Raw genomic sequence first — 22,901 nt, 5'->3', positions numbered from 1 at the left:
AAATGTCTGTTAAAGCCACTGTTTACAGGACATTTCGGCAGATTTTGCATTGGTAGGATTAAGTTATAAACTAATTATTTGAAAATGGGATTATTTGGCAGTTTGTTCGGAGGAAAAGGAGAGAGTGAAAGCAGTTCATCAAAAATTCCTTGGGTTGATTTGAAAGAAATAAGCCAGTTGGAAGAAATTAAGGCCAACTCTTTTAATAGGCCACAAATCATCTTCAAACATTCGACTACCTGCGGTATCAGCAGGATGGTGTTGAATATGTTTACTAAGGATTATACCTTGGAAAATGACCAAATGGATTTTTATTTTCTTGATTTACAACAATACAGGCCTGTTTCTAACGAGGTTGCCCACCAGTTCAATGTTGTTCACCAATCACCGCAGTTATTGATTATTAAAGATGGCGCAGTAGTGGCCCATGATTCGCACGGTGCCATTACAGATTTAAAGCTTGAGATTTATATATAAAAAAAGCCCCTAGAAATAGGGGCTCTTTTTTTAGTTGAATTTCTGTCGCTGAAGTATTGATTTCAATCTGTTTTTTAAATCTTCACCCGCGTCATAAACCATTTGTTCGTTAGTGGGAAATGGTACTTCTTTTAACTTTACTAGGCGAACCAAGTCGTTCTCCAGCGCTCTTTTATCCCCATCGTAATTTGCGTAATTATGTTCGAAGATAAACTCACTGGTAAGCGGGTAGGTCTGTAATGGTTGCTTGGTTCTTAAATCGGTAAACTCTACCATGCCACTTACTTGGGCGGTTTTTAATTGTGTGAACTGATAGAAGTTACATTTGACCGTCTTGAATCGATCGATCTTAATTTTGTTACCAAGGCTGTCTTTGAGAATGTTACCTTGTCTGTCGGTGGCATATTTATAGCCATCTTTGATTTGTCTTTCTTTTATTAATTGCTGTTCACTAATTCTTTCAGGAGATATTAAAATACTCTTGAAGGCTAGATTCATATGATAATCATAGTCGATTTCTGCCTGCGGATTAGTGTGAAATTTGGTCCATAATTGATTTAAACCATAAATATCAAAATTGAGCATTTCTTGTTCAAGTCTTGCGGGTATGATTTGCTCGGTTTCATTGATTAAATCGACCCGTACGTAATCAAGACCTTTTTCAAAGGCTTCTTGCATTTTTTGTCTTGTGTCATCAAAACCGGGTTCGATTTCATTCAAATAGGCTAAATCATCATAAGCTTGTCTATAGTCTTGTTTGGTAGCTGCACTTTGTAACAGGCTTGTTGCGTTGTCGTATAAGTACTCAGCTAAATCATCTTTACTATCGATAATTTCGTCATTGTAGTTATTAAAAACAAACTTAGCTTTTCTGTGCTCATCCTGAACCTGTAGATGTAATAAAGGTTTGATACGCTCTTGAATGGTATTCAAATTTACGTATGAATTATAAATTTCCTCAAAATGCACCGGGCTTTCGTCTTCCTTCAAAAATTCTATTCGCTCAAGTTCCCTTTCCGTATTTTTCCGATATGCTTCCTCAAGCAATAAAATATAAGGTTGATTCGATTTTTTTCCTTTGTTTTTAGCGAGGTTATCGATAGAGGTATAAATAGCCTGATTATAATCCCCAATATTTAAGGCTTTTTGGGTCTTTTTCAACCCTCCGCAGGCAGTCAACAAAGTTACTGCCGTTATAAACAGTATATTTTTCTTCATAACATACGATTTATGGTTTTGCTTGATAAATTCAAGCAGCGTGCCAAAACTTATCTTTTCACTAACGCAAAACGATGAACAATCGTATGAAATCGATTAAAGTAACAAACCTGAAGGGCTAATTTTTGAATTCAAGGGCTGGTAGTAATTTGGTAGCGGCTTCACCGAAACCAATTCTAACAGAAGAATTTTTACAATAGCCACGTAACACCACCGTATCATTATCTTCTACAAACCTACGCTCAGAACCATCGTTAAGCTTTACAGGGTTTTTTCCCTGCCAAGAGAGTTCTAGCATCGAACCATAAGAATCTGGCGTAGGACCGGAAATGGTGCCGCTACCCATCATATCACCACTATTGATTTTACAACCGTTTATGGTATGGTGGGCCAATTGTTGGGCCATTGTCCAATACATATATTTGAAATTCGACTTTGTCACGGTTGTAGCGCTTTCGTCATTGGTAATTAGGTCAACCTCTAATGAAATATCGAAACTATGCTTGCCGTTCAATTGCAAATAGGGTAGAGGTTCAGGTTCTTGCGAAGGGCTATCTACACGAAAGGGTTCTAAAGCATCTAAAGTAACGATCCACGGAGATATGGTAGAAGCAAAGCTTTTTGCCAAGAACGGACCTAAAGGAACATATTCCCATTTCTGAATATCACGGGCGCTCCAGTCATTGAACAGTACCAAACCAAATATATAATCTTCAGCTTCATGAACCGGAATAGGTTCACCCAAGACATTAGCATCTGTAGTAATAAAGGCCATTTCAAGCTCAAAATCTACCAATTTCGATGGTCCAAAAACAGGTTTTTCGGCTTCTTTGGGTATCGTTTGGCCAACCGGTCTTCTTATAGGTGTTCCACTTGGTATAATCGTTGAACTTCTACCATGATATCCTACGGGCAGATGCAACCAGTTAGGCAATAAAGCATTTTCAGGATCACGGAACATGCTTCCTACGTTGGTGGCGTGCTCTTTGCTAGAATAAAAGTCGGTGTAATCGCCAATCTGCACTGGCAATTGCATTTCGATTTCGTTCATAGCGAACAAGACCACATCTTTATGGTCTTTATTGTTCTTCAATTCATCATTCGATATTTCAAAAATTTCACTGATACGATTCCGTACCGCTCTCCATGTTTTTTGACCATCGGAAATAAAATCGTTCAAAGTATCCTGTAGAAAAATATCATCCGTCAACGGTATATCCTTAAAATAACCCAATTGATGCAAGGCACCCAAGTCAATAGCATAATCTCCGATTCGAGTACCGATAGTAATGATATCGTCTCTTGTTAAAAATACCCCGAACGGTATGTTCTGAATGGGGAAATCGGAATTATCGGCTACTGGTAACCAAGTTTTTCTCGTAGGGTCATTTGCAGGAATGGGCATGTCTATTTTGTTAATTTTTATTTGATAAATTGAGAATCAAATATATTATTTTATAGGTATAGACAATGAGTAATTCGTATTTTTGCGGCTCATTTAACACAATATTGACGTATGCAACGCGACACGCAAATTTTTGATTTGATAGCCGAGGAAAAAGAACGGCAACTAAGTGGTATTGAGCTGATAGCTTCTGAGAATTTTACTAGTCCGCAGGTGATGGAAGCTGCTGGCTCTGTATTGACCAATAAGTATGCTGAAGGGTACCCTGGCAAACGTTATTACGGCGGTTGCGAGGTTGTCGATAAAGTTGAGCAATTGGCCATCGATCGCGCTAAAGAACTGTTCGGAGCAGCGTATGCCAATGTTCAGCCACATTCAGGTTCTCAGGCCAATGCCTCTGTATATCACGCGTGTTTGCAGCCAGGTGATACCATTCTCGGGTTCGATTTGTCGCATGGCGGTCATTTGACCCATGGGTCGCCCGTAAATTTCTCCGGTCGCCTGTACAATCCTGTTTTCTATGGTGTTGACAAAGAGACTGGTGAATTAGACTATGATAAAATTCAAGAACTAGCGGAAAAAGAGAAGCCAAAGATGATTGTGGCAGGAGCTTCCGCTTATTCTAGAGATATGGATTTTGAAAGGTTCAGGGAGATAGCCGACAGTGTCGGGGCTTTATTGCTTGCCGATATCTCGCACCCGGCAGGTTTGATAGCCAAAGGTTTGTTGAACGATCCGATACCTCATTGCCATATTGTAACCACAACTACCCATAAAACATTGCGCGGACCGCGTGGAGGTCTTATTTTGATGGGAGAGGATTTTGATAACCCATTCGGCATAAAACTTAAGAACGGAAACTTAAGAAAAATGTCGGCTTTATTGGATTTAGCTGTCTTTCCAGGTAATCAAGGTGGGCCATTAGAGCATATTATTGCTGCCAAGGCAGTTGCTTTTGGTGAAGCTTTGACAGACAATTTCCTTCATTATGTTATTCAAGTGAAAAAGAATGCCGAGGCTATGGCAAAAGCGTTCGTGGCCAAAGGGTATAATATTATTTCTGGAGGTACCGACAACCATATGATGTTGATTGATTTAAGAAATAAAGATATCACAGGAAAGGATGCTGAAAAAGTCTTGGTTGAGGCGGATATTACAGCCAATAAGAATATGGTTCCTTTCGATGACAAATCTCCGTTTATTACCTCAGGTATCAGATTTGGTACCGCGGCTATTACTACTCGAGGGTTGAAAGAAGATGACATGTCAACTATTGTAGACCTGGTAGATGAAGTATTGACGAATGCCGAAAATGAAACTAAAGTAAAAGAGGTCAAGCAAAAAGTTAATGCATTGATGAAGGGTAGAGAGTTGTTTAATTTCTAATCTGCCCTTACTTTACTATCAGAGCATTAAAAAAGGTTGCCCGACGGGCAACCTTTTTTGGTTAGAATAAAAATGCTAAAGTATAAGGATAATTGTAAGTCGATTTTAAGACGAAGAATCAATCTTCATCGGTGCTGAGCATAAACAAATCACCATTCTCAAGGTGAGAAGCATTTAGGTCATAAATCACGGCATCGTCTTCAGACTCAAAATAGAGTCCCCAAAAATTGAAATAATCTTTTTTGCAATGATTGGAAACCTCTACGTTTCTAAATAATATTTTGTCGGTGGCCGTATGCTCTTCTTCAAAAACGGGAACATATATTTCATAGGGCGTTTCTGAAAGACCTTTACTAAAATGAACATAGTGTTTGCCCATTTCCCTAAGAATATTGTCTAACTGCTCTGCAATACTTCGTGAATAAATCTTATTAATGATAATTCTCGTGTCTTTGAACAGAATTGAGAGTTCGTCGATGTCAACGGTGATCAGGTTTTCTCTTCTGAATTTATCCAAGATGGCGACGAACGAAGAGCTATTTTGTTTGAAATTGCCCCATGTGCCTCTATTGAAATGAAATAGCATTTCTACGAGACTTAAATTACATTCTAGTTCTACAGCAAGGTTTACGCCATTGTTGTTGTTGGAACAATTGCGTACCGTAGCTTCTGAAAAAAAGTATTTTTCCAAGCTTTTTCTAAAGCTTTCAATCCCCTCCAGCCGCAAGTCTATGTTGTAACCTCCGGAAGAATTGTTCTCGAAATTATCTGAAAATGAAGGCATAAACGTATAGTGTAATTCAATTGACTATCAAAAATACCTTGAGAACCCACTAAGAAGACAAAGAAAAACCCCAATTTTTATGGGGTTTTTCTTTGTTTTGAGATATTTAACATATAATTATCTCAAAGCCAATAAATTGTATCTTTTTTCGGGTCGCGGAATACTATGTTAAATAAATCCGCGTTTGCGCGCTTCTTCGATTAAAGCGAAATCATTTCCGTTTTCCACTCCGAAAATTACTTTAAGATGCCTTTTTCTATTTTCGACAGTTGTACTGGCAGCTGCAACAATAGAGGAAATATCCTTTGTTTTGGTACCGATGGAAAGTTGATAAAGAATTTTTTTGTCCCTTTCATCGATTTGGTCTTCATTGGCCATTTTTCTTCTAATGGCTTGCAGGGCTGCAGCCGTATAATAAGGTGGTTTAAAGAGAACGGTTTTGACCATATCTTGTAAGGTTCTTTCATCAACCTCCGATTTGACCATGTATCCATCAGGATTTACCGTTTTCAATATATTGTTGATTCGGTAACTATCGCTAAATGAGGATAAGAAGACAATTTTTGAGGAAGGGGAAATTTCTTTTGCCAAGAGGCCTAAATCTTGGCCACTTCTTTCTTCCTTCGCGTTTTCCGGAAACATTGAAATATCAAGTAAGATAATATCGTAAGGTATTCTTTTGGCAGAGCTTTCTATTTCAGCCTTGCCCTTTAAGTAACTGGGAGCAGTATTTACTACCACTTTAAAGTCGTCAAAGTCAGTTCCTTCTAAAGTATATTTATAACCCAAGACAATCATTTCATGATCATCTACCGCAAGTATGCGTATTAAATTATCCATACAAAAACATCATCTATACCGGTGCCGTCTGCGAAGCGGACTTGGTAGGAATTTTGTTCAAAGGTACATTAAAACTTACAGTTGTGCCTTGGCCAATATTACTTTCTATATTCCAATTACCGTTAAGTTTTTCAACTCGTGAAGCCATGTTTCGCATGCCAATACCTTTTTTGCCCCTTTTAACGGCAAAGCCCTTACCATCATCTTTGACATTAATCGTTAAGATATTTTCATTGACATTTAAATCAAGTTCTATGTGTTTGCAGTTAGAATGTTTTACACAATTTTGGAGACTTTCTTGAATTAGTCGATAAAGATTGATTTTGGTGTTGCCTTTTAGACTGTCCCAATCAAAATTGGGTTCATAATTGAAAGTATATTCGAAATTGCCTGTTTTTTGTACGGTGGATAACAAATCTTTGACCGAGTAGATAAAGTTGTTGATTTTTTGATATGCGGCATGGCTCAGTTCATGCGATATGGCTCGAATTTCTTTTTCTACATCTTGCAAGGCATCAATAGCTTTTTTGCGCTCGCTTTCGGCATCTTCTCCATTTCTTTTGTTCAGCCCTGTCAATACCATTCGTGCCCCTAACATTCTGCCCAAGACGCCATCGTGTAACTCTTCTGAGATGCGCTTTTGCTCTTGTTTTTTACCTTCTTCCATTTTCTGGTTTTGGGCCAACATTAAATTGAAAATTTCGTGGTTGGCCGCCTGCTGTTGCTGTTGAAAACGTAATTTCTGGTTTTTCACCCTTTGGTCAAGAATGAAATACGACATTACACCCAAAAGCAGTACAGCAAGGGCAATACCTGTCCATAATTGCTTTTGTCTTGAAAGAAGTAAATTTTCGGCAATGAATTCGTCGGTTTCAAAACGAATTCGAGCAAACTTGTTTCGTACTTGGCGTTCTTCTTGCTGTAAACTATCGTTTAAAGTAATGTAATTACGAGTGTAGTCCGAAGACAATTCTGGCTGTAGTTTGGCCAAAAGCTGAAGCGTGGATAAGGTTCGGTCATTATTATTACTTTCTCGTGCAAAGTTTAAGGCCAGTTTAGCCTGTTGAATGGCTGTCGCCGTATCTCTTTTTGCTAAATAAAACTCTGAAAAATTGTAATGAGCCCGTGCCAAGCCGGGAATGTTTTCTATACTATCTAAAACAGCTATCGATTCTTTTAAATCGTTTTCGACTCCATTGGTAGAGCCAGCTTTAAGCCTACTATAGGAAAGATGGTTGAGAGCCAACCCATATAATTTTGGATTGTTGTCTATTAAGTTGGCTTCATTTAAAACTTTTTGAAAATAAGGGATCGACTCTTTGTATTTGCCTTGTTCTTGATAAACCACGCCTATATTGTTCTGCAGACTGGCGTCAAAATTGTTCTTACCCTGTATTTTCTCTTGATATTCGGCAGCGGTTTGATAGTATTCAATCGCTCGATCGTAATCCCTCAATTCTTTGGTAACAGAGCCTAAATTACTATAATTATAGAATAAGTGTTTATTTTGATTTAATGGTTTTAAAAGTTCTATCGCCCTAATGGTATTTATTTCGCTGCCCGTATAATCTCTAACCGTTGCCTGAGTTCTAGCCATGTTATAGAGCATTCGAGCACTCTCAAAATCCTTTTTCAAATTTTCGTAAATCTTTTGAGCTTTGGAAAAATGATAATAAGCACTATCTGGAAAAGCTTCATTATTAAAAAATATGGCTAAATCCCAATGTGCTTCTGCTCCCCTAATTGAATCATTAGCCTCTTCTGATAATTGTAAGACTAACTTATTTGTCCTTCTGAAATTGGCAGAGTCCGGAATTCTAGAATAAGCAAAGGAAATTCTAGAAATTAAACGACGTTGAGTCGAGTCATTGCCTATTTCTTTACAATTCTGCTCAGCTTTATTGAGATATTCCTGTCTTATAGAATCAGAAAAACCACTGTTGCGACTACTATCAATCCATAAGTTTATTGAATCCAACAAAACCTGATTTTCAAAGTTTTTGCTGTTCACCCCAGACTTTGAATTACATGAAAATAATGCGAAGAAGACTGCAGTAAAGCAGATGAGGAAGAAGGATTTGTATATTATGTATTTCTTAAGCATTCGGCGGCACTTAATTACAAGGTATAAAAAAAGCCTTAATTTTCATTAAGGCTTTTTGTTATATCGATATCTAACTATCCATTGTCTCTTTCATCTTGGGGGATATCATCACCATCGACAGAAGCATCAATGTTTAGGTCATAAACCGCATCGGTATCTTGTACGTTGTTTTCAGCCTCACAAGAGAACATTCCGATTGACATTACTACTACTGCGAAAATACTTGCTACTTTTTTCATAATTAAAGTGGGATTTTTTAGGGGTTATTGTTATTTCTTGGTGCTAAACTACCACCAGGATGTGGAAAACAAACGACCCGCTAAAACTTATTAGTATATGACGCAGTTCTATGAGTATCTGACCGTATTCTACTAGAATTTGGTCAGTTAAGTGCAGAAATCGTGTTTTTTGACAACAACTGTTTCAGGTAATCTATGTTTTTACGATATGATTTCGAGAAAGGAAGCTGCTGCTTATTCTGTTTTAGTGTGCAGACCGATTTGCCATAACTTATGCGGGAGATGCAATCGGTGTTTACTATGTAGCTTTGATGAATTCGTACAAAATTTTTAGGTAATTGATTTTCAAATGTCTTTAACGTTTTAAAGGCATTGTTTATTGTACCGTCTTTCATGATGAACTCGGTGGCATTATTGTCTGCCCTCAAGTAAAGAATTTCATCGGTGTTAATGTATTGAAAATCACGGTAAGAACTTAAGCATAGAGTTTGCGGCTCGGCTTCCACCGGCATTTGCTTTTTAAGTCTAAGCAACGACTTACGAATATCAAACTCATTATATGGCATAAGCCAATAATCGAAAAATCCGTTTTTAATGGCATCATATGCATGTTGCTTTCCTTTGGCTATGCCAATAATGATGGGCAACTTGGTTATGTATTGATGAAGTTCCATCACCATTTGAAAATATTCATGCGCTTTTTCGTTCAAATTGATGAAAACGATGTGTGGAGAATACTTTAAAATGAAGTTGATACCCTCGTTGCTGTCTTTTGCAATGGAGGTACAAGTAAAATCACCATACTCTTCTAGGTAGTGTTGCAGCTGAAGGTTTGATGCTGCGTCGGAATCGATTATGTTATAATTGTATTCCACGGGTTAGAAGATTTTAATGCAAATTACCAATTGTATACTGTTCTAAAACCAAGTATTTCCCCCGATTATTTGGGGTTTTTATGCCTAAATTCCTGAAAATTAAGCAGTTTGAAAGAAAATACCTTCAAAAAAACATAAAAATGTAAGAAAATTACTAATTAATAAAAATTAGGACTTTAAAATGTGAATTTGATTATTCTGGTAATCTACAGATATGCTTAATTGAGAATCTTACAAAATCTAATCCGGCACTGTTACAAATTCAAAAGCGCCCAAATCTGGTGGGTTGGTTCGTTCATTACCTAGAACATCTAGAGGTAAATCATTTAGGGTCTCAGAGGCACCCTTGTCTATAACAAACGAGGATGATTGTAGACGAAAATCGTTTTGAAGGCTGTTATTGAATCCTTCATCTTCATTCAAAAAAACGTTATTATACAATTCTTGATTTTCAAAATCATATAACCCGCCTGCTTCATTATTCCCCGAATAACGAATCAGACTATTTTGAAAAAAGAAACTGATGGAATTCGATTGATTATCAGATAAATAAAGCTCATTATTTCCATTTCCGGTCACAATTGAGTTGATGAACTCTGCTTGTATCAAATCACTATTTTCAACTTCGGCAATAAGTGAAGCGGAATTATCTATTTCTAAGGCGGAGCCTACTCTAAAGCCTTGAGACCAATAGTTGGCTATCGTGCAGTGTTGAAAGGAGTAGCGGCCTCCCGCAGAAATTTTTACTGAATTGATTCCTGCATTTCCAAAAACAACATTGTCACTTCTGATATCGGCTGAAATAGCATGAAGATTGATTGAAGAAGAATTGTAGATTTGACTATTTTTTAAGTGGAGAGAGGAGGTTTGACCCTTAATGGTAAGTCCATTTACGGCATTTTTTAAGGTAAGATGTTCAATACGGCTTTCGACCTCGCCTTGGTCGATTATTAATCCCCCCCATTGACCAGCTATTTCCGAATAGTCATCTATCAGCCTATCACCTTGAAATATGATTTCATTTTCTAGGGTTAGGGTATCTACACTTGCACTTCCGTTGATTTCAATTGAAGATTCTTTGCTAATATAAATACCACTGTTCTTATGAAAATACAATCGGGCTCCAGGTTCTATAATTAATTTATCACCGTCGGGTACCTTTGCATACCCATATATTACATAGGGTTTTTCATTGTTAAGAGTAAGATGTTCGGCTGAGAGGTCGAATGGTTTTATGCTGACCTCGTTTCCTTGATGATCGGTGTAAAGGGGTATCGGTTCTGTTGTTACATTGCTATTTTCCTGTGAATAAAGAAAAATGGCGTTTTTTATGAGTGTAACCAAAGGCACTTTTTGTTGATTACTACCAACATCAAAATTGAGAATATCGGTATACAGCATTTGATTAGTGCTGTCGTTGGTGATAGAATGGTTGGTTTCTATAAATATAAAAAGGCTGTCTTTTGAATTGATAGGAATGTCGGAGAACATTTTGCCGGCCACTCCTTCTACATTGAGTCGATAATTGCTTTCTAGGCCAGACTCCAAAGAAATAGAAGGAATTTCAATGTCTTCTTTACTATCGTTATAAACCTTTAAAAGATAGGTGGCGCTACCGATACCGGAAAAGATGGTGTCTAAAAAAACGGTGTCTTTAGAAAATCTAAGGTTTCCGTTACTTGGGGAATAGTCGAAATCTTTTCTACATGATAAACATGCTATGGTGACCATTAAAAAAAACAAGAATATTTTTGGCATGATTACCCATTTATAGCAAAGTTGCCTTAACGTATTATTTCGAAAACATATCGATAACCTGTTTAGGTATTCTAATCGGTCTTTGACTTTCTTTGTTTAAAAGGCACCATTTGGTAGTAGAACGGATTAGCAACTGGTCAGATTGTTCGAAATACATTTCAACAATTCGTTCTGAAATGGCTCCTTTGCTTTTATTGATGTATGTTTTTATAACAATCTCATCTCCAAGCTTTGCGGCTGCTTTATACTCGATATGGTGGGTCATAACTACCCAAACAATATCTTTTTTTACTTCTTCAGAAACGGCCACTTGCCAGTGTTCTTTTGAGATATCTTGAATCCATTGAACATATCTAACATTGTTCACGTGGTTCAGTTCGTCCAAATCATCTTCACCGACGATTATTGTCTTTTGGTATGAACGCATTTATTTCTTCTCGATGGTCACCTCAAACATTTTATCCCATTCTTTTCCGGTCACGAAGAAGGTCTTGCGAGTAGGGTGGTACGCAATACCGTTAAGAACATTGTCAGTGTCGCTCCAAGTACTATGATGGGTTACCTTACTGCTTAAACCACTGAAATTAATAACACCTTCTATGGCGCCAGAGTTGGCATCAATAATCATAACACTGGGTTTTTGATAGACATTGGCGTAAATCTTTCCGTTTACAAATTCCAGTTCATTTGCACTGTCATTTATTGATTTGTTGGTAACGGTTTCTATGCTTCCTTCTTCCACTAAGGTCTGCGGATTTAAGAACCATATTTTCTCAGTACCATCACTTTTGAAGAGTTTTTTGCCATCATTGGTCAATCCCCATCCTTCTTTACTTTGGCCATATTTAAAACTATCAAGACGTTTCAAGCCCAAATCGTAAGTGAAACCGGTACCACTACGCCAGGTGAGCATATAAATCTTATCGTTTAAAACGGTAATTCCTTCTCCGAAATAAGTGTCCTCAAGTTCCACTATCTGGTAAGGTTCTCCTGTTTCCCAGTTCACTTTTCTCAAAGAAGACCGGCCCTTTTTACCTGTACTTTCATAAAGGGTATCTTTATAAAATTCAAGACCTTGGGTGTATGCTTTGTTGTCGTGAGGAAATTCATTGATAATTGTATAGGTATAGATTTCGGGAGCTTTACCGGCTAAGACCTTAATAGCTTTTGAAACCTCTACCGATTGGTCTTCATATTTGACCGTTGCATTGATTGTTTTGTCGCCCAATGTAGTAGCATCGAGAACAATTTTACCGTTTTCAACGTTCAACTCTTCACCTTCGAGGGTATAAGTAACGTCGTCAATAGTCTTGTTTTTCTTATTCTTGATTGAAATACCTACCGTCTGGTTTTGTTGAAACTTGTTTCCCCCACCATCAAGCTCTATTTCAAAAAGTGAAGCCGGGGCTTTTTCACCTCCGCAGGCGAGAAAGAATAATAGAATAAAACTTGAGGAAAAAAATTTGATAAAATTCATTTGTGATTTCAGTTTATAGCTCTTTATAAAACAGGATATTCGGTGACAAAAATAGCGAACTGTAATCAATATTGGAACAGAATTATGAGTGCAAAGAATTGTGAAAGCAACAAAAGGTTGTATATTTGCGGTCGGCAAGTCCTACACGACCAGCTCCTGTAGAATCCCCCAGGGTGGGAACGCAGCAAGGGTATACGGTCGTAGCGGTGCGATGTAGGTAGCTTGCCTTTTTTTATGCCCTAAAGTCAAGGTTTTCTACTCGAATTTGTAACTTTTTTATTTGTTTTTGAGGGTCTTCGCCATATTCCTTTTTTCTTTCCCTTTGGCGTATTTAATTTGTTATTTTGCAACCATATGGAAAATAAGGTAGTACTTATTACTGGAGGGTCTTCAGGTATAGGAAAGTCAATAGGTCTATACCTACAATCTATGGGGTTCAAGGTATACGGAACCACAAGAAGCTTAGCGAAACATAGTGATTTTGAATCGTTTGAACTACTTGAACTGGATGTAACCGACAAAAATAGTATCGATTCTGCGATTAAACATCTTCTGGTTAAAGAAAACCGAATTGATGTGCTTGTCAACAATGCAGGTGTCGGTATTACCGGACCCATTGAAGAAACACCCCACGATGAAGTGCTAAAGGTTTTTAATACCAACCTGAACGGACCGTTGCATATGGTTAAATCGGTGCTTCCTCAGATGAGAAAACAGAAAGAAGGTCTTATTATTAATATTACCTCTATAGCAGGTTATATGGGCCTGCCATTTCGCGGGGTGTATTCTGCGACCAAAGGGGCTCTCGGTATAATTACCGAAGCCCTGAGAATGGAAGTGAAAAATGACCAAATCAAAGTATGTACTTTAGCACCAGGTGATTTTAATACGAATATAGCGGCAGGTAGATACCATGCTCCCGTGAAAGAAAACTCACCCTATAAGCAGCCATATGGTGCTACACTAAAAATGATCGATGAAGATGTGGTCAATTCAGGAGACCCCATTGCAGTGGCAAAAGAGGTATATAAAATCATAAATACCAAAAACCCTAAGGTGCACTATAAGGTCGGGGAACCCCTTCAAAAATTTTCAACCTTTTTGAAAGGCATACTACCCGATAAACTGTACGAGAAACTATTGCTTAAGCATTATAAGTTGTAATTTCGTAACCGTGGTATTTTCCACAAATATTGATAAAGCTTAAATTCAAAACCTAATAAAAACAACTGGAATGAAATTTTTTATAGACACGGCAAACCTTGACCAGATTCGTGAAGCACAACAGCTTGGTGTTTTAGATGGTGTAACTACCAATCCTTCTCTGATGGCCAAAGAAGGAATTACAGGTAGAAATAATATTCTAAAACATTATGTAGATATCTGTGAGATAGTTGACGGTGATGTTTCTGCAGAAGTAATTGCCACAGACTTTGAGAATATTGTAAAAGAAGGGGAGGAGCTGGCCGAACTACACGAGCAAATCGTGGTAAAGGTACCTATGATTGAAGATGGTGTAAAAGCCTTAAAATATTTTTCGGATAAAGGTATCAGAACCAATTGTACCCTTATTTTCTCTGCAGGCCAAGCGCTTTTAGCTGCAAAGGCCGGAGCAACGTATGTTTCTCCATTTATCGGAAGGTTGGATGATGTTTCAACTGATGGATTGAACCTTATCGCTGAAATTCGTCACATATATGACAATTATGCATTTGAGACCCAAATTTTAGCGGCTTCTATTCGTCATACGATGCATGTTCTTGAATGTGCCAAGATTGGAGCAGACGTAATGACTGGTGGTCTTTCTTCCATCACCGGATTGCTGAAACACCCTCTTACCGATATCGGTCTTGAGAAATTTTTGGCCGATTACAAAAAGGGTAATCAATAAGGCAAGTTTTAAAACAATAGGAAAAAAGGAAGGGTTTGCTCTTCCTTTTTTATTTTATAAAGGACCGTAAACATTGGCAAATGCATCTACAATCACCTCTTTTTTGGTAATAATGCATTTGTTTAAAGGGTAGACGATAAGCGCCTTGGTAAGTTCATCGAAATTCGGGGCCCTATATTGGTTCTTAGGGTCAAGGCCCGAACTTTCTAAAAGAGCCTTCCAATGGCCTTCTTCCGTTTTGATATTGATGCCTACATAATTGTATTTAGGCTTTTCTTCCGAAAGTTTATCAATTCTCTTCTTAATGTTTTCAAAATGCTTTCTATCGATTCCCGACCAAAAATAGAATACTGTATTGTTATCTGAGGCGATTTCGGGGAGCGATATTTTATTTCCATCAAAATCCAACACCTGAATACCGGGTATAGTCTTATTGGGCTGAATGTTCTTGATACCCTCGTAGAGCGTATTTATTTCTTCTATATGCCGATTATTGCTTGAAAGTTCATGAAAACCGTTGATAAACTGTTCATTGTTCTCTTCGCTATCGTGAACCTTTAAAAGGTAATCGAAGGCTACGTTTCTAAACAGATTATCTTTCAGTTCTTTTTCAGCAACCAAACTATCAATAATATGAAGCTTGTGCTTACTGAAGTGTAAGTTGTTGCGGGCAATTAACTCGTCATCATCACAGTCATTAGAACAGTGTACGTAACTCAAATTGCCAACGTGATTTTTAACAAAATTGTAATAGGGCCTTAAATAAGTAAGGTCGTTATCGTTAAAGGTAATATCACTTCGGTAATCATAAAAATTGTCTGGCAGTTCATCAACTACCTCATTTTTGGTACGACGACGATGTCTGAAAGGGTAACCCTCTTTGTACATGTTGTAAGTATAGAAAACACTGGCAAATGCAATCTTTTCTTCTTTTTCAGACAGTTCAGATTCCGACTTTAGGTCGTCTAAAACGGCAAGTTTATCAGCTTTTAGAGAATCGATTTTCTGGGCAAACTCTTCTGGTTTCAACCAATAATAAGACCGTATTTTCGATGCTTCCTCTTCATTGGCCAAGAATAATTCCAATAGAAAATTGTTCACTTCTTCGCCTCTTCCTGAAAAAATAAGTGATTCATCAAAATCAACGGTATTTAATCGAATGACAATACTGTCTCCATTTTCAAGAAAAATATACTGAACCTCCGGGTCATGGTTGAAATGATAAAGACCCTCTGAAATAGAATCGAATGTGAATAAGAACCTATTATTATTATCAAGTTTTGCCGAATCAATAATTTCATCGCCTTTGTAGAGTACAACCTGATTACTGGTAGGATTGACTATTTCACCCGAAAAATGGACGTTACTATTGGGCTTTTCGTTTGACCCACAGGCTGCTAAGAAAAAAAGAGAGAGATAGAGTAAATGTTTATTCATATATGAGCACCTCCGATACCATAACAAAATTAAACAACACCATTTGCTACGCTGTTAATAGCGAGTTAAAAATTAATGGTTTACGTTAAGGAAATTGATGAAAAGTATTGATTGCAAGATTATTGGCAAGGCATATAAATTTCTGTATTTTTGCACGGATTTTAAAAAAGCAGCGCTATGTTATCGGTATCTAATTTATCTGTCCAGTTTGGTAAAAGAGTATTGTTCGATGAAGTAAATGTAAGTTTTACCGAAGGCAATTGTTATGGTGTTATAGGCGCCAACGGTGCCGGTAAATCTACTTTTTTACGTATACTTTCAGGACAAATTGATCCTACTTCAGGACATGTTTCCCTTGAACCAGGCAAAAGAATGTCCATATTAGAGCAGAACCATAATGCTTATGATGAAAATACGGTTTTAGAGGCAGTAGTAATGGGTAATAAGCCCTTATTTGCTATTAAGCAGGAAATTGATGCTTTATATGCCGACTATACCGATGAGAATGCCGATAAGATTGGTGAGCTTCAAGTTCAGTTTGAAGAAATGAACGGCTGGAATGCCGATAGTGACGCCGCAGCACTATTATCAAATTTGGGCATATCGGAAGATTTGCATTATACCAGTATGACCGATTTAGATTCTAAATTAAAGGTGAGGGTTCTTTTGGCACAAGCGCTTTTTGGTAATCCTGACGTACTCATTATGGATGAGCCTACCAACGACCTTGATTATGAAACTATCAACTGGCTAGAAAACTTCTTGGCCGATTATGAGAATACAGTTATCGTCGTATCTCACGATAGGCACTTTTTAGATACCGTGTGTACCCACATTGCCGATATTGACTTTGGTAAAATGAATTTATATTCAGGTAACTATACTTTCTGGTACGAAAGTAGTCAGCTAGCTGCAAGACAAAGGGCACAACAGAACAAGAAGGCAGAGGAAAAGGCCAAAGAACTACAAGAGTTTATCGCAAGGTTCAGTGCCAACGTCGCCAAGAGTAAGCAAGCCACTTCTCGTAAAAAGATGTTATCTAAACTAAAGGTAGACGACATCAAGCCATCGAGCAGAAGATATCCGGCTATTATATTCGAAAGAGAAAGGGAGGCGGGTGACCAAATTTTAAATGTCGACAATCTTTCGGCGATTTCAGAGGATGGTGATCTACTTTTCAAGAATGTCAATTTAAACTTGGCCAAGGGAGATAAGGTAGCTATAATCTCTAAAGATTCGCGTGCCACAACTGCCTTCTATGAAATAATAAATGGCAAGAAAAAGGCCGATGAAGGTGAGTTTCAGTGGGGGGTAACTACCAATCAATCGTATCTACCTGCCGATAACTCTTCTTATTTTACAGAAAATATCAATCTAGTCGATTGGTTACGTCAATGGGCCAAGACTGAAGAAGAGCGTGAAGAGGTCTATATTCGAGGCTTTTTGGGTAAAATGCTTTTTAGTGGTGAAGAGGCGTTGAAAAAGTGTACCGTTCTCTCAGGAGGTGAAAAGGTTCGTTGTATGTTGAGCCGAATGATGTTGTTAAGGGCCAATGTTCTTATGCTCGACGAACCGACCAACCACTTAGACTTAGAGAGTATTACTGCATTCAATAATTCCCTGAAAAACTTTAAGGGAACGGTTATGTTCACAACGCATGACCATGAATTTGCCCAGACGGTTGCCAATAGAATCGTCGAGTTAACGCCTAAAGGCAACATCGACAGATATTTATCGTTTGAAGAGTACATGTCCGATAAGGCGTTAAAAGAGCAGAGAGAGAAGATGTACGGTGTGCTCGCGTAGGGTCTTGTCGGCCGAAACTCTTACATATGAAAACCTACAATTTGTGCTATGCCTTTTTGGCATTGGCGTTCATTGGTTGTACGAAGTCAGGCTCTAACGATGATTCTTCAGAAAATCTCACTAAAGGTAATGCCCGTTATACCGTAGTTTTACAGGATAACGAAACCTTGTCTACCCTGGGTTTTAAGCAGGGTGGGGATGTTCTTGTGGGCGATGATTCGATAATTGCTCCTTTTTCTTCGGTTAAAGAGCCCACAGTATCTTACGAAAGTAAAGGTAAATGGAGCCACTATTCAAAACAAGGGGATTGTGAAGGCAAAGTGACCCTTTTTGATTTTAAGGATGGGAGTAATATTCAATTTCAAGTTTTTAATGATTTAGGCAATTGTAATCTACAGGTAAACGCCATTTTGCATACCGACCATAAAATCTATTTGGCCTATGAAATAGCGGTCACTCATAAATTGACCTATAATTATGTTCGTGTTTTCGATTTGTCAACTTCTGGTGAAGATTTTCGAGATATAGCCCTATTCAAAAAACCGTTAGGTCTTGCTTTTGTGAACGAAAGATTATTCGTTTTGACACAAGATACACTGTTTACCGGTAAAAATGCCTTCTCGGTCATTGATGGTAATACTGATACCGTTTTATATAGTGATATGTTACCTTCCGATGTTCGCCAAATTTTTGAAGGCCCCGAAAACACGGTAATAGTCAGCTATGATGACTTGCATATGACTATTAATGGCGAAACATTGTCATTAACCACTACCAAGTACGGCGAAAACACCAAACCTCATTTTAAAGAATCACAAAGTCTACAGCTTGATAGTTCCGGGAAATTATACTATACAATGCCTGGAGGTGAATACAGCAATTATCCCCTAATTTCCGCTATTTATGATTTTCATGAAAACACAGCAGTTCTTTATGCCTATGAAAACTTTTTGACCGAGGCACAACGCGACTTTGAATTCGAAATTGAGAATACCACTATGGTATCGTATGATGAAGAAAATGATTTATTATTGATAGGCTATAAGAAAAAAGGCAACCAAAGTAGAGGCGGATTGATTAGAATAAAAACAACTCCCAACCCTGTTTTAATAGATAATACTAATTTGGAAGGAATACCAATTAAAATTTTCTTCTAAATCAAGTAGAAGAGAATTTTTGCCTAATTGAATCTACATTTAAAATTATGCGTTGTAATACTTACTGTTCCAAATAGCGGGATTAAAGTTCTTGCCCAATGCGAAGCCATAAAATATAACCACGGAGGCTAGGCATTTAAACATAAAAAAGAAAATAATCCAAAATTCCGCAGATGTGCTCTTTTTCGAGAATAGCCCCTCCGGAACCATTAATGTCAAAACATAACTGATCATAACCACCAATAGAGTAAGATTAACAATACTCTTAAAAGGCCACATGAGCCATCTTCTTAACGGGTGAAGGTCGTTGCCCCATTTGTGGATAAGATAGAAATAATCGTTACCGATAGGTGCAAATAATAGGGGGTCATCTTTGTCTTCCAGTTTAAACAATTTGCTCGGAGCCAGAATTTTTAATCCACTTATTTCAGTTTCATGGTCTTTTTCTAGTTGTCTTATTATACTGACTGCCTCTTCCGGTATCTGACCTTTAAAATATTTAGAGTCTAAAAACCGCAAGCGATAATTGATACAGGTTAGTCTAATATCATCTAGGTGATAGATTTTGTTACTCTCCAATAAATCTAATTGAAACGAATTGCGGGCCGCAGAACCGCCATTCGAAAGAGTGGTAGAAATTCTACTTCTTTGTGATGCAGTTTCATCAAATATACGCTGTACCTGAGCGATTAGGTGGTCGCCACTGATGTGCTTACCACGATTCTTGTTCAATACTTCTTGAACATTGGTTCTCTTCAACATCTCATTTTCTTTTTAGCAATTATCTCAAAGTTAGGAATTTCATCATGGGAATGAAATCGAATAATCACATCTTAAAAGTTAATATAATGTTAAAATCGATGTACTACAGAAGCATTTTTTGTAAAAATTAAAACATTGATCGTTATTTGTCGGTAAAGTCTGCATTTTGTCGGATCAATTGTTAAATTAATTTCATTGGCATGAGGTTTTCTCTAAAGGTTTCGGTTTGTTTATTGATGTTCACAGCTTGTATTACATCTGCTCAAACGGAAGTTGCTAAAGGAGCCAAAAAGTCAATTGTTCACACAACGGCCAATTCAGAAAACCATAAGACTTTACTGGCGGTGATGAGAGCCACCGATTTAGAACAATTGCTTGATCAATCAGGGCCCTTCACTGTTTTTGCCCCATCTGATTCAGCTTTTGAGAATCTTTCAGGTAAATCTATTGATCACTTGCTCAACCCTGAGAACAAACAAGAGCTTAAAGAATTGTTGACCTACCATATAGTTGCCGGTAAACTTTCAGCTTCTAAAATTTTAAAGGCTATGTGCAGGGGCAAGGGCAAGGCCACCTTTACTACAGTACAAGGTGAGCAGATTACGGCCACCATGCAGGGTATCGACATCGTTCTAACCGATAGTCACGGAAGCCGTGCCACCATTGTCGTTGCCGACTCCAATCAGCGCAACGGGGTCATTCATGAGATTGACAGCGTTATACGACCTAGAAAAATCTAAAGAATTATTATCTTAATTCTGCACCTAACTGCTCTTCAAAGCTCTTTTGAAGCTTTGCCATAATCTTATCGATTTGCTTATCGGTCAACGTACGTTGGGCATCTTGCAAAGTGAAACTGACCGCATAAGATTTTTTGCCTTCCGGTAGGTTTTTTCCAGTGTATACATCAAAAAGGTTGATGTTTTTTAAAAGCTTTCTTTCCGTCTTGAAACCAAGCTCATTTATTTGATCAAAAGTTACGCTTTCATCCAATAGAAGGGCAAAATCGCGTCTCACTTCAGGGTGCTTGGGTATTTCTTGATAACTAATACTTTTTTTGCTGGCCAGCTCGATTAAATTATCCCAATTAAAATCTGCATAAAGTACAGGCTGTTTTATGTCAAGAGGTTTTAAGAGCGATTTTTTCACCAAACCGAACGATACCAAGTCCTTCGAGTTTATTGAAAAAGTAAGACCCTCGGAGTAAATGGAATTTTTTACGGAAGCTTGAGCTACATTGTTAACACCCAATCTCTCAAGAACACTCGTTACGGAAGACTTTAAGTAAAAGAAATCTGATTTACTTTCGGCACCAGCCCAACTCTCGGCAGAGCGATTACCTGTGAGAAGCAAACTTAGATGTTTGTATTCGTTTCTTTGCTCTCCCTTTAAGTGATAGGTCTTACCGAATTCGAAAAACTTTAAATTGGGCTTTCTTCTATTTACGTTATATGAAATAGCTTCCAGACCCGAAAAGAGCATGGTTTGCCTTAATACCGATAAATCGTTACTTAAAGGATTGAGCATTTTCACCGGTTTATCCACCTCATTTTCTTCTAATAGTGAAGCATAATCGGGCGAAGTAAGGCTGTTCGTCATTATCTCGTAATAGCCAAGTGCCGCTAAATGATCACCTATTTTTTGTTGAAGTTTATAGTCATCGAATTTTGAAACCGGTGCTATAGAAGCGTTCAGTTTGTCTTTAAAATCGATATTATTATAACCATAGACCCTTAGAATTTCTTCGATTACATCTACCTCTCTATGAACGTCAACACGATAAGATGGAATCGAAAGCCCAAGACCGGCCTCGGTCACACTTTTAACCTTGATATCCAAAGAAGCTAAAATCGATTTAATGGTATCTTGAGGAATCTCTTGACCGATGAGGCTGTATGTTTTTTCGAATGTGAGAAATACTTGGTGTTCTTCAATTCGTTTAGGATAAAAATCTTCAATGTCAGAAGTAATGTCGCCACCGGCAATCTCTTTGATTAAAAGGGCCGCTCTTTTTAAAGCGTATTCTACATCTTCAATATCGATTCCCCTTTCAAACCGGAATGAGGCATCGGTATTCAAACCGTGACGTTTCGCCGATTTTCTGATGCCAACAGGGTCGAAATAAGCACTTTCTAAAAAGATGCTGGTTGTTGAATTGGTAACACCTGTATTGATACCGCCAAAGATTCCGGCTAGGCACATTGGTTTTTCGGTATCACAGATCATAAGATCATCTTCGTGCAAGATACGCTCTTCACCGTCTAAAGTCATAAACTTGGTTCCGGCAGGCAATGTCTTAACGATAATTTTCTTACCATGAATACGGTCGGCGTCAAATGCATGTAATGGTTGACCTAATTCATGAAGCACATAATTCGTTGCGTCTACCACATTATTGATGGGCTTCAGCCCAATGGACTTCAATCTGTTTTTTAGCCAATCAGGTGAGGGTTGTACTACTAGGTTACTCATGGTAACGCCGCAATAACGAGGTGCCAGCTTGCTGTTTTCTACCTCGATTTGCATTTTTAGAGAACGATTGTCAATATTAAAGTTGCTGACGGATGGTGTTATGAGCTCTTTGCTGATTTCTTTTTGCCTAAGACCGGCCTTTAAATCTCTCGCAACCCCAAAATGGCTCATTGCATCCGCACGGTTGGGGGTCAATCCTATTTCAAAGACTTCATCTTCTTCTACTTTAAAAATTTCCGCACAGGGTATACCAGGTTGTAATTTATCATTTAGAACCATTATGCCGTCATGACTAGTACCCAGACCAAGTTCGTCTTCAGCGCAAATCATGCCTTCACTTACTTCGCCTCTTATTTTACCCTTTTTAATTTTCCAGGCTTCACCTTCAGGGGTGTAAAGAGTTGTGCCGATAGTGGCGACTGGTACCAACTGACCCTTAGCAACGTTTGGGGCGCCACAGACGATTTGCAATACTTCATCGGTACCGACATCGACAGTGGTCAATTTTAGTTTGTCGGCATTTGGGTGTTGCACACAAGTTAGAACTTTACCGACCACGACGCCTTTTAAACCGCCCTTGACCGACTCAAAAGTGGAAATCCCTTCTACTTCGAGTCCTAAGTCTGTTAAAAGTTCGGCTGTTTTTTTGGCTTCCCAGTCAAGTTTTAAGAACTGCTTCAACCAGTTGTATGAAATCTGCATTGGCTATTTTTATTGGCCGCTAAGATAAAACAATGCGGTAAGAGATTCAATAATGTGCCAAACTGAAATACTTAAAATTTTATCGTAAGTTTTAAGCCATAATCCGTACCT

20 protein-coding genes and 1 other RNA gene are annotated in these 22,901 nt (G+C 38.0%); 8 read left to right on the top strand and 13 right to left on the bottom strand.

Annotation, left to right across the window (positions count from 1 at the left end; translation table 11 throughout):
• Positions 1 to 84 precede the first annotated feature (84 nt).
• Positions 85 to 477 (top strand): bacillithiol system redox-active protein YtxJ, encoded by a 393-nt coding sequence (gene ytxJ / locus IL356_RS11225; protein WP_121848921.1) that lies wholly within the window; start codon positions 85 to 87, stop codon positions 475 to 477.
• A 30-nt stretch (positions 478 to 507) separates the two neighbouring features.
• Here ytxJ and IL356_RS11220 read toward each other — a convergent pair whose 3' ends face one another.
• Positions 508 to 1,695 (bottom strand): hypothetical protein, encoded by a 1,188-nt coding sequence (locus IL356_RS11220; protein WP_121848922.1) that lies wholly within the window; start codon positions 1,693 to 1,695, stop codon positions 508 to 510.
• Between the two features lie 118 nt (positions 1,696 to 1,813).
• Entirely contained in the window at positions 1,814 to 3,100 is a 1,287-nt protein-coding gene (gene fahA / locus IL356_RS11215; protein ID WP_121848923.1) for a fumarylacetoacetase, read from the bottom strand.
• A 111-nt stretch (positions 3,101 to 3,211) separates the two neighbouring features.
• Here fahA and glyA point away from each other — a divergent pair, with 111 nt between their 5' ends.
• Positions 3,212 to 4,486 carry a serine hydroxymethyltransferase gene (glyA, locus tag IL356_RS11210; RefSeq protein WP_121848924.1) on the top strand — a complete coding sequence of 425 codons (1,275 nt, stop codon included), beginning with the start codon at positions 3,212 to 3,214 and terminating at the stop codon, positions 4,484 to 4,486.
• Positions 4,487 to 4,604: 118 nt separating this feature from the next.
• Here glyA and IL356_RS11205 read toward each other — a convergent pair whose 3' ends face one another.
• The 8 genes from IL356_RS11205 to IL356_RS11170 form a co-directional block, all read right to left on the bottom strand.
• Complete coding sequence (locus tag IL356_RS11205) at positions 4,605 to 5,270, bottom strand: hypothetical protein (protein ID WP_121848925.1); 666 nt, start codon at positions 5,268 to 5,270, stop codon at positions 4,605 to 4,607.
• Positions 5,271 to 5,438: 168 nt separating this feature from the next.
• Entirely contained in the window at positions 5,439 to 6,110 is a 672-nt protein-coding gene (locus tag IL356_RS11200) for a response regulator (protein ID WP_121848926.1), read from the bottom strand.
• A 13-nt stretch (positions 6,111 to 6,123) separates the two neighbouring features.
• Complete coding sequence (locus IL356_RS11195; protein ID WP_162987885.1) at positions 6,124 to 8,088, bottom strand: tetratricopeptide repeat-containing sensor histidine kinase; 1,965 nt, start codon at positions 8,086 to 8,088, stop codon at positions 6,124 to 6,126.
• A gap of 200 nt (positions 8,089 to 8,288) precedes the next feature.
• A complete protein-coding gene (locus tag IL356_RS11190; protein WP_162987886.1) occupies positions 8,289 to 8,453 on the bottom strand; it encodes a hypothetical protein in 165 nt (54 codons plus the stop codon).
• Positions 8,454 to 8,596: 143 nt separating this feature from the next.
• Positions 8,597 to 9,328 carry a LytR/AlgR family response regulator transcription factor gene (locus IL356_RS11185; RefSeq protein ID WP_121848928.1) on the bottom strand — a complete coding sequence of 244 codons (732 nt, stop codon included), beginning with the start codon at positions 9,326 to 9,328 and terminating at the stop codon, positions 8,597 to 8,599.
• A gap of 240 nt (positions 9,329 to 9,568) precedes the next feature.
• Positions 9,569 to 11,086: a hypothetical protein gene (locus IL356_RS11180; RefSeq protein WP_121848929.1), complete on the bottom strand. Its 1,518-nt coding sequence runs from the start codon at positions 11,084 to 11,086 to the stop codon at positions 9,569 to 9,571.
• 34 nt (positions 11,087 to 11,120) lie between these two features.
• Positions 11,121 to 11,513, bottom strand: coding sequence for an acyl-CoA thioesterase (locus IL356_RS11175; RefSeq protein WP_121848930.1), 393 nt, complete (start codon positions 11,511 to 11,513; stop codon positions 11,121 to 11,123).
• Positions 11,514 to 12,563, bottom strand: coding sequence for a glutaminyl-peptide cyclotransferase (locus IL356_RS11170; protein WP_121848931.1), 1,050 nt, complete (start codon positions 12,561 to 12,563; stop codon positions 11,514 to 11,516).
• A 132-nt stretch (positions 12,564 to 12,695) separates the two neighbouring features.
• Between IL356_RS11170 and ffs the strand changes: the two genes are divergently transcribed.
• From ffs to fsa, 3 genes are all read left to right on the top strand, one after another.
• Positions 12,696 to 12,794, top strand: an RNA gene (gene ffs, locus IL356_RS11165) — signal recognition particle sRNA small type.
• Positions 12,795 to 12,917: 123 nt separating this feature from the next.
• Positions 12,918 to 13,727 carry an SDR family oxidoreductase gene (locus tag IL356_RS11160; RefSeq protein ID WP_121848932.1) on the top strand — a complete coding sequence of 270 codons (810 nt, stop codon included), beginning with the start codon at positions 12,918 to 12,920 and terminating at the stop codon, positions 13,725 to 13,727.
• A 70-nt stretch (positions 13,728 to 13,797) separates the two neighbouring features.
• Entirely contained in the window at positions 13,798 to 14,454 is a 657-nt protein-coding gene (gene fsa / locus IL356_RS11155; protein ID WP_121848933.1) for a fructose-6-phosphate aldolase, read from the top strand.
• Between the two features lie 54 nt (positions 14,455 to 14,508).
• Here fsa and IL356_RS11150 read toward each other — a convergent pair whose 3' ends face one another.
• Positions 14,509 to 15,891, bottom strand: coding sequence for a transaldolase (locus tag IL356_RS11150; protein WP_121848934.1), 1,383 nt, complete (start codon positions 15,889 to 15,891; stop codon positions 14,509 to 14,511).
• A 177-nt stretch (positions 15,892 to 16,068) separates the two neighbouring features.
• Between IL356_RS11150 and IL356_RS11145 the strand changes: the two genes are divergently transcribed.
• Together IL356_RS11145 and IL356_RS11140 are read left to right on the top strand one after the other, a co-directional pair.
• Positions 16,069 to 17,697 (top strand): ABC-F family ATP-binding cassette domain-containing protein, encoded by a 1,629-nt coding sequence (locus tag IL356_RS11145; RefSeq protein ID WP_121848935.1) that lies wholly within the window; start codon positions 16,069 to 16,071, stop codon positions 17,695 to 17,697.
• Positions 17,698 to 17,723: 26 nt separating this feature from the next.
• Positions 17,724 to 18,854, top strand: a complete 1,131-nt coding sequence (locus tag IL356_RS11140) for a hypothetical protein (protein WP_121848936.1) — start codon at positions 17,724 to 17,726, stop codon at positions 18,852 to 18,854.
• 45 nt (positions 18,855 to 18,899) lie between these two features.
• Here IL356_RS11140 and IL356_RS11135 read toward each other — a convergent pair whose 3' ends face one another.
• Positions 18,900 to 19,616, bottom strand: a complete 717-nt coding sequence (locus IL356_RS11135; protein ID WP_121848937.1) for a hypothetical protein — start codon at positions 19,614 to 19,616, stop codon at positions 18,900 to 18,902.
• Positions 19,617 to 19,816: 200 nt separating this feature from the next.
• On the opposite strand from IL356_RS11135, the gene IL356_RS11130 reads away from it, so the two are divergent.
• Positions 19,817 to 20,356: a fasciclin domain-containing protein gene (locus IL356_RS11130; RefSeq protein WP_121848938.1), complete on the top strand. Its 540-nt coding sequence runs from the start codon at positions 19,817 to 19,819 to the stop codon at positions 20,354 to 20,356.
• Between the two features lie 7 nt (positions 20,357 to 20,363).
• On the opposite strand, the gene pheT is transcribed toward IL356_RS11130, so the two are convergent.
• A complete protein-coding gene (pheT, locus tag IL356_RS11125; protein ID WP_121848939.1) occupies positions 20,364 to 22,790 on the bottom strand; it encodes a phenylalanine--tRNA ligase subunit beta in 2,427 nt (808 codons plus the stop codon).
• Positions 22,791 to 22,901 lie beyond the last annotated feature (111 nt).

The sequence above is a fragment of the Euzebyella marina genome (genome assembly GCF_014855515.1).
GTDB classification, from domain to species: domain Bacteria; phylum Bacteroidota; class Bacteroidia; order Flavobacteriales; family Flavobacteriaceae; genus Euzebyella; species Euzebyella marina.
The sequence above is the reverse complement of the archived record's forward strand: the minus strand, read 5'-3'. Positions and strand labels throughout refer to the sequence as shown.

Bases quoted from the DNA above. Each gene is read 5' to 3' on its own strand.
- fahA (WP_121848923.1), bottom strand. From the start codon at position 3,100: ATGCCCATTCCTGCAAATGACCCTACGAGAAAAACTTGGTTACCAGTA.
- IL356_RS11145 (WP_121848935.1), top strand. From the start codon at position 16,069: ATGTTATCGGTATCTAATTTATCTGTCCAGTTTGGTAAAAGAGTATTG.
- IL356_RS11180 (WP_121848929.1), bottom strand. From the start codon at position 11,086: ATGCCAAAAATATTCTTGTTTTTTTTAATGGTCACCATAGCATGTTTA.
- IL356_RS11150 (WP_121848934.1), bottom strand. From the start codon at position 15,891: ATGAATAAACATTTACTCTATCTCTCTCTTTTTTTCTTAGCAGCCTGT.
- IL356_RS11140 (WP_121848936.1), top strand. From the start codon at position 17,724: ATGAAAACCTACAATTTGTGCTATGCCTTTTTGGCATTGGCGTTCATT.
- IL356_RS11175 (WP_121848930.1), bottom strand. From the start codon at position 11,513: ATGCGTTCATACCAAAAGACAATAATCGTCGGTGAAGATGATTTGGAC.
- IL356_RS11190 (WP_162987886.1), bottom strand. From the start codon at position 8,453: ATGAAAAAAGTAGCAAGTATTTTCGCAGTAGTAGTAATGTCAATCGGA.
- IL356_RS11130 (WP_121848938.1), top strand. From the start codon at position 19,817: ATGAGGTTTTCTCTAAAGGTTTCGGTTTGTTTATTGATGTTCACAGCT.
- IL356_RS11220 (WP_121848922.1), bottom strand. From the start codon at position 1,695: ATGAAGAAAAATATACTGTTTATAACGGCAGTAACTTTGTTGACTGCC.
- IL356_RS11205 (WP_121848925.1), bottom strand. From the start codon at position 5,270: ATGCCTTCATTTTCAGATAATTTCGAGAACAATTCTTCCGGAGGTTAC.
- IL356_RS11135 (WP_121848937.1), bottom strand. From the start codon at position 19,616: ATGTTGAAGAGAACCAATGTTCAAGAAGTATTGAACAAGAATCGTGGT.
- pheT (WP_121848939.1), bottom strand. From the start codon at position 22,790: ATGCAGATTTCATACAACTGGTTGAAGCAGTTCTTAAAACTTGACTGG.
- IL356_RS11170 (WP_121848931.1), bottom strand. From the start codon at position 12,563: ATGAATTTTATCAAATTTTTTTCCTCAAGTTTTATTCTATTATTCTTT.
- fsa (WP_121848933.1), top strand. From the start codon at position 13,798: ATGAAATTTTTTATAGACACGGCAAACCTTGACCAGATTCGTGAAGCA.
- IL356_RS11200 (WP_121848926.1), bottom strand. From the start codon at position 6,110: ATGGATAATTTAATACGCATACTTGCGGTAGATGATCATGAAATGATT.
- ytxJ (WP_121848921.1), top strand. From the start codon at position 85: ATGGGATTATTTGGCAGTTTGTTCGGAGGAAAAGGAGAGAGTGAAAGC.
- IL356_RS11160 (WP_121848932.1), top strand. From the start codon at position 12,918: ATGGAAAATAAGGTAGTACTTATTACTGGAGGGTCTTCAGGTATAGGA.
- glyA (WP_121848924.1), top strand. From the start codon at position 3,212: ATGCAACGCGACACGCAAATTTTTGATTTGATAGCCGAGGAAAAAGAA.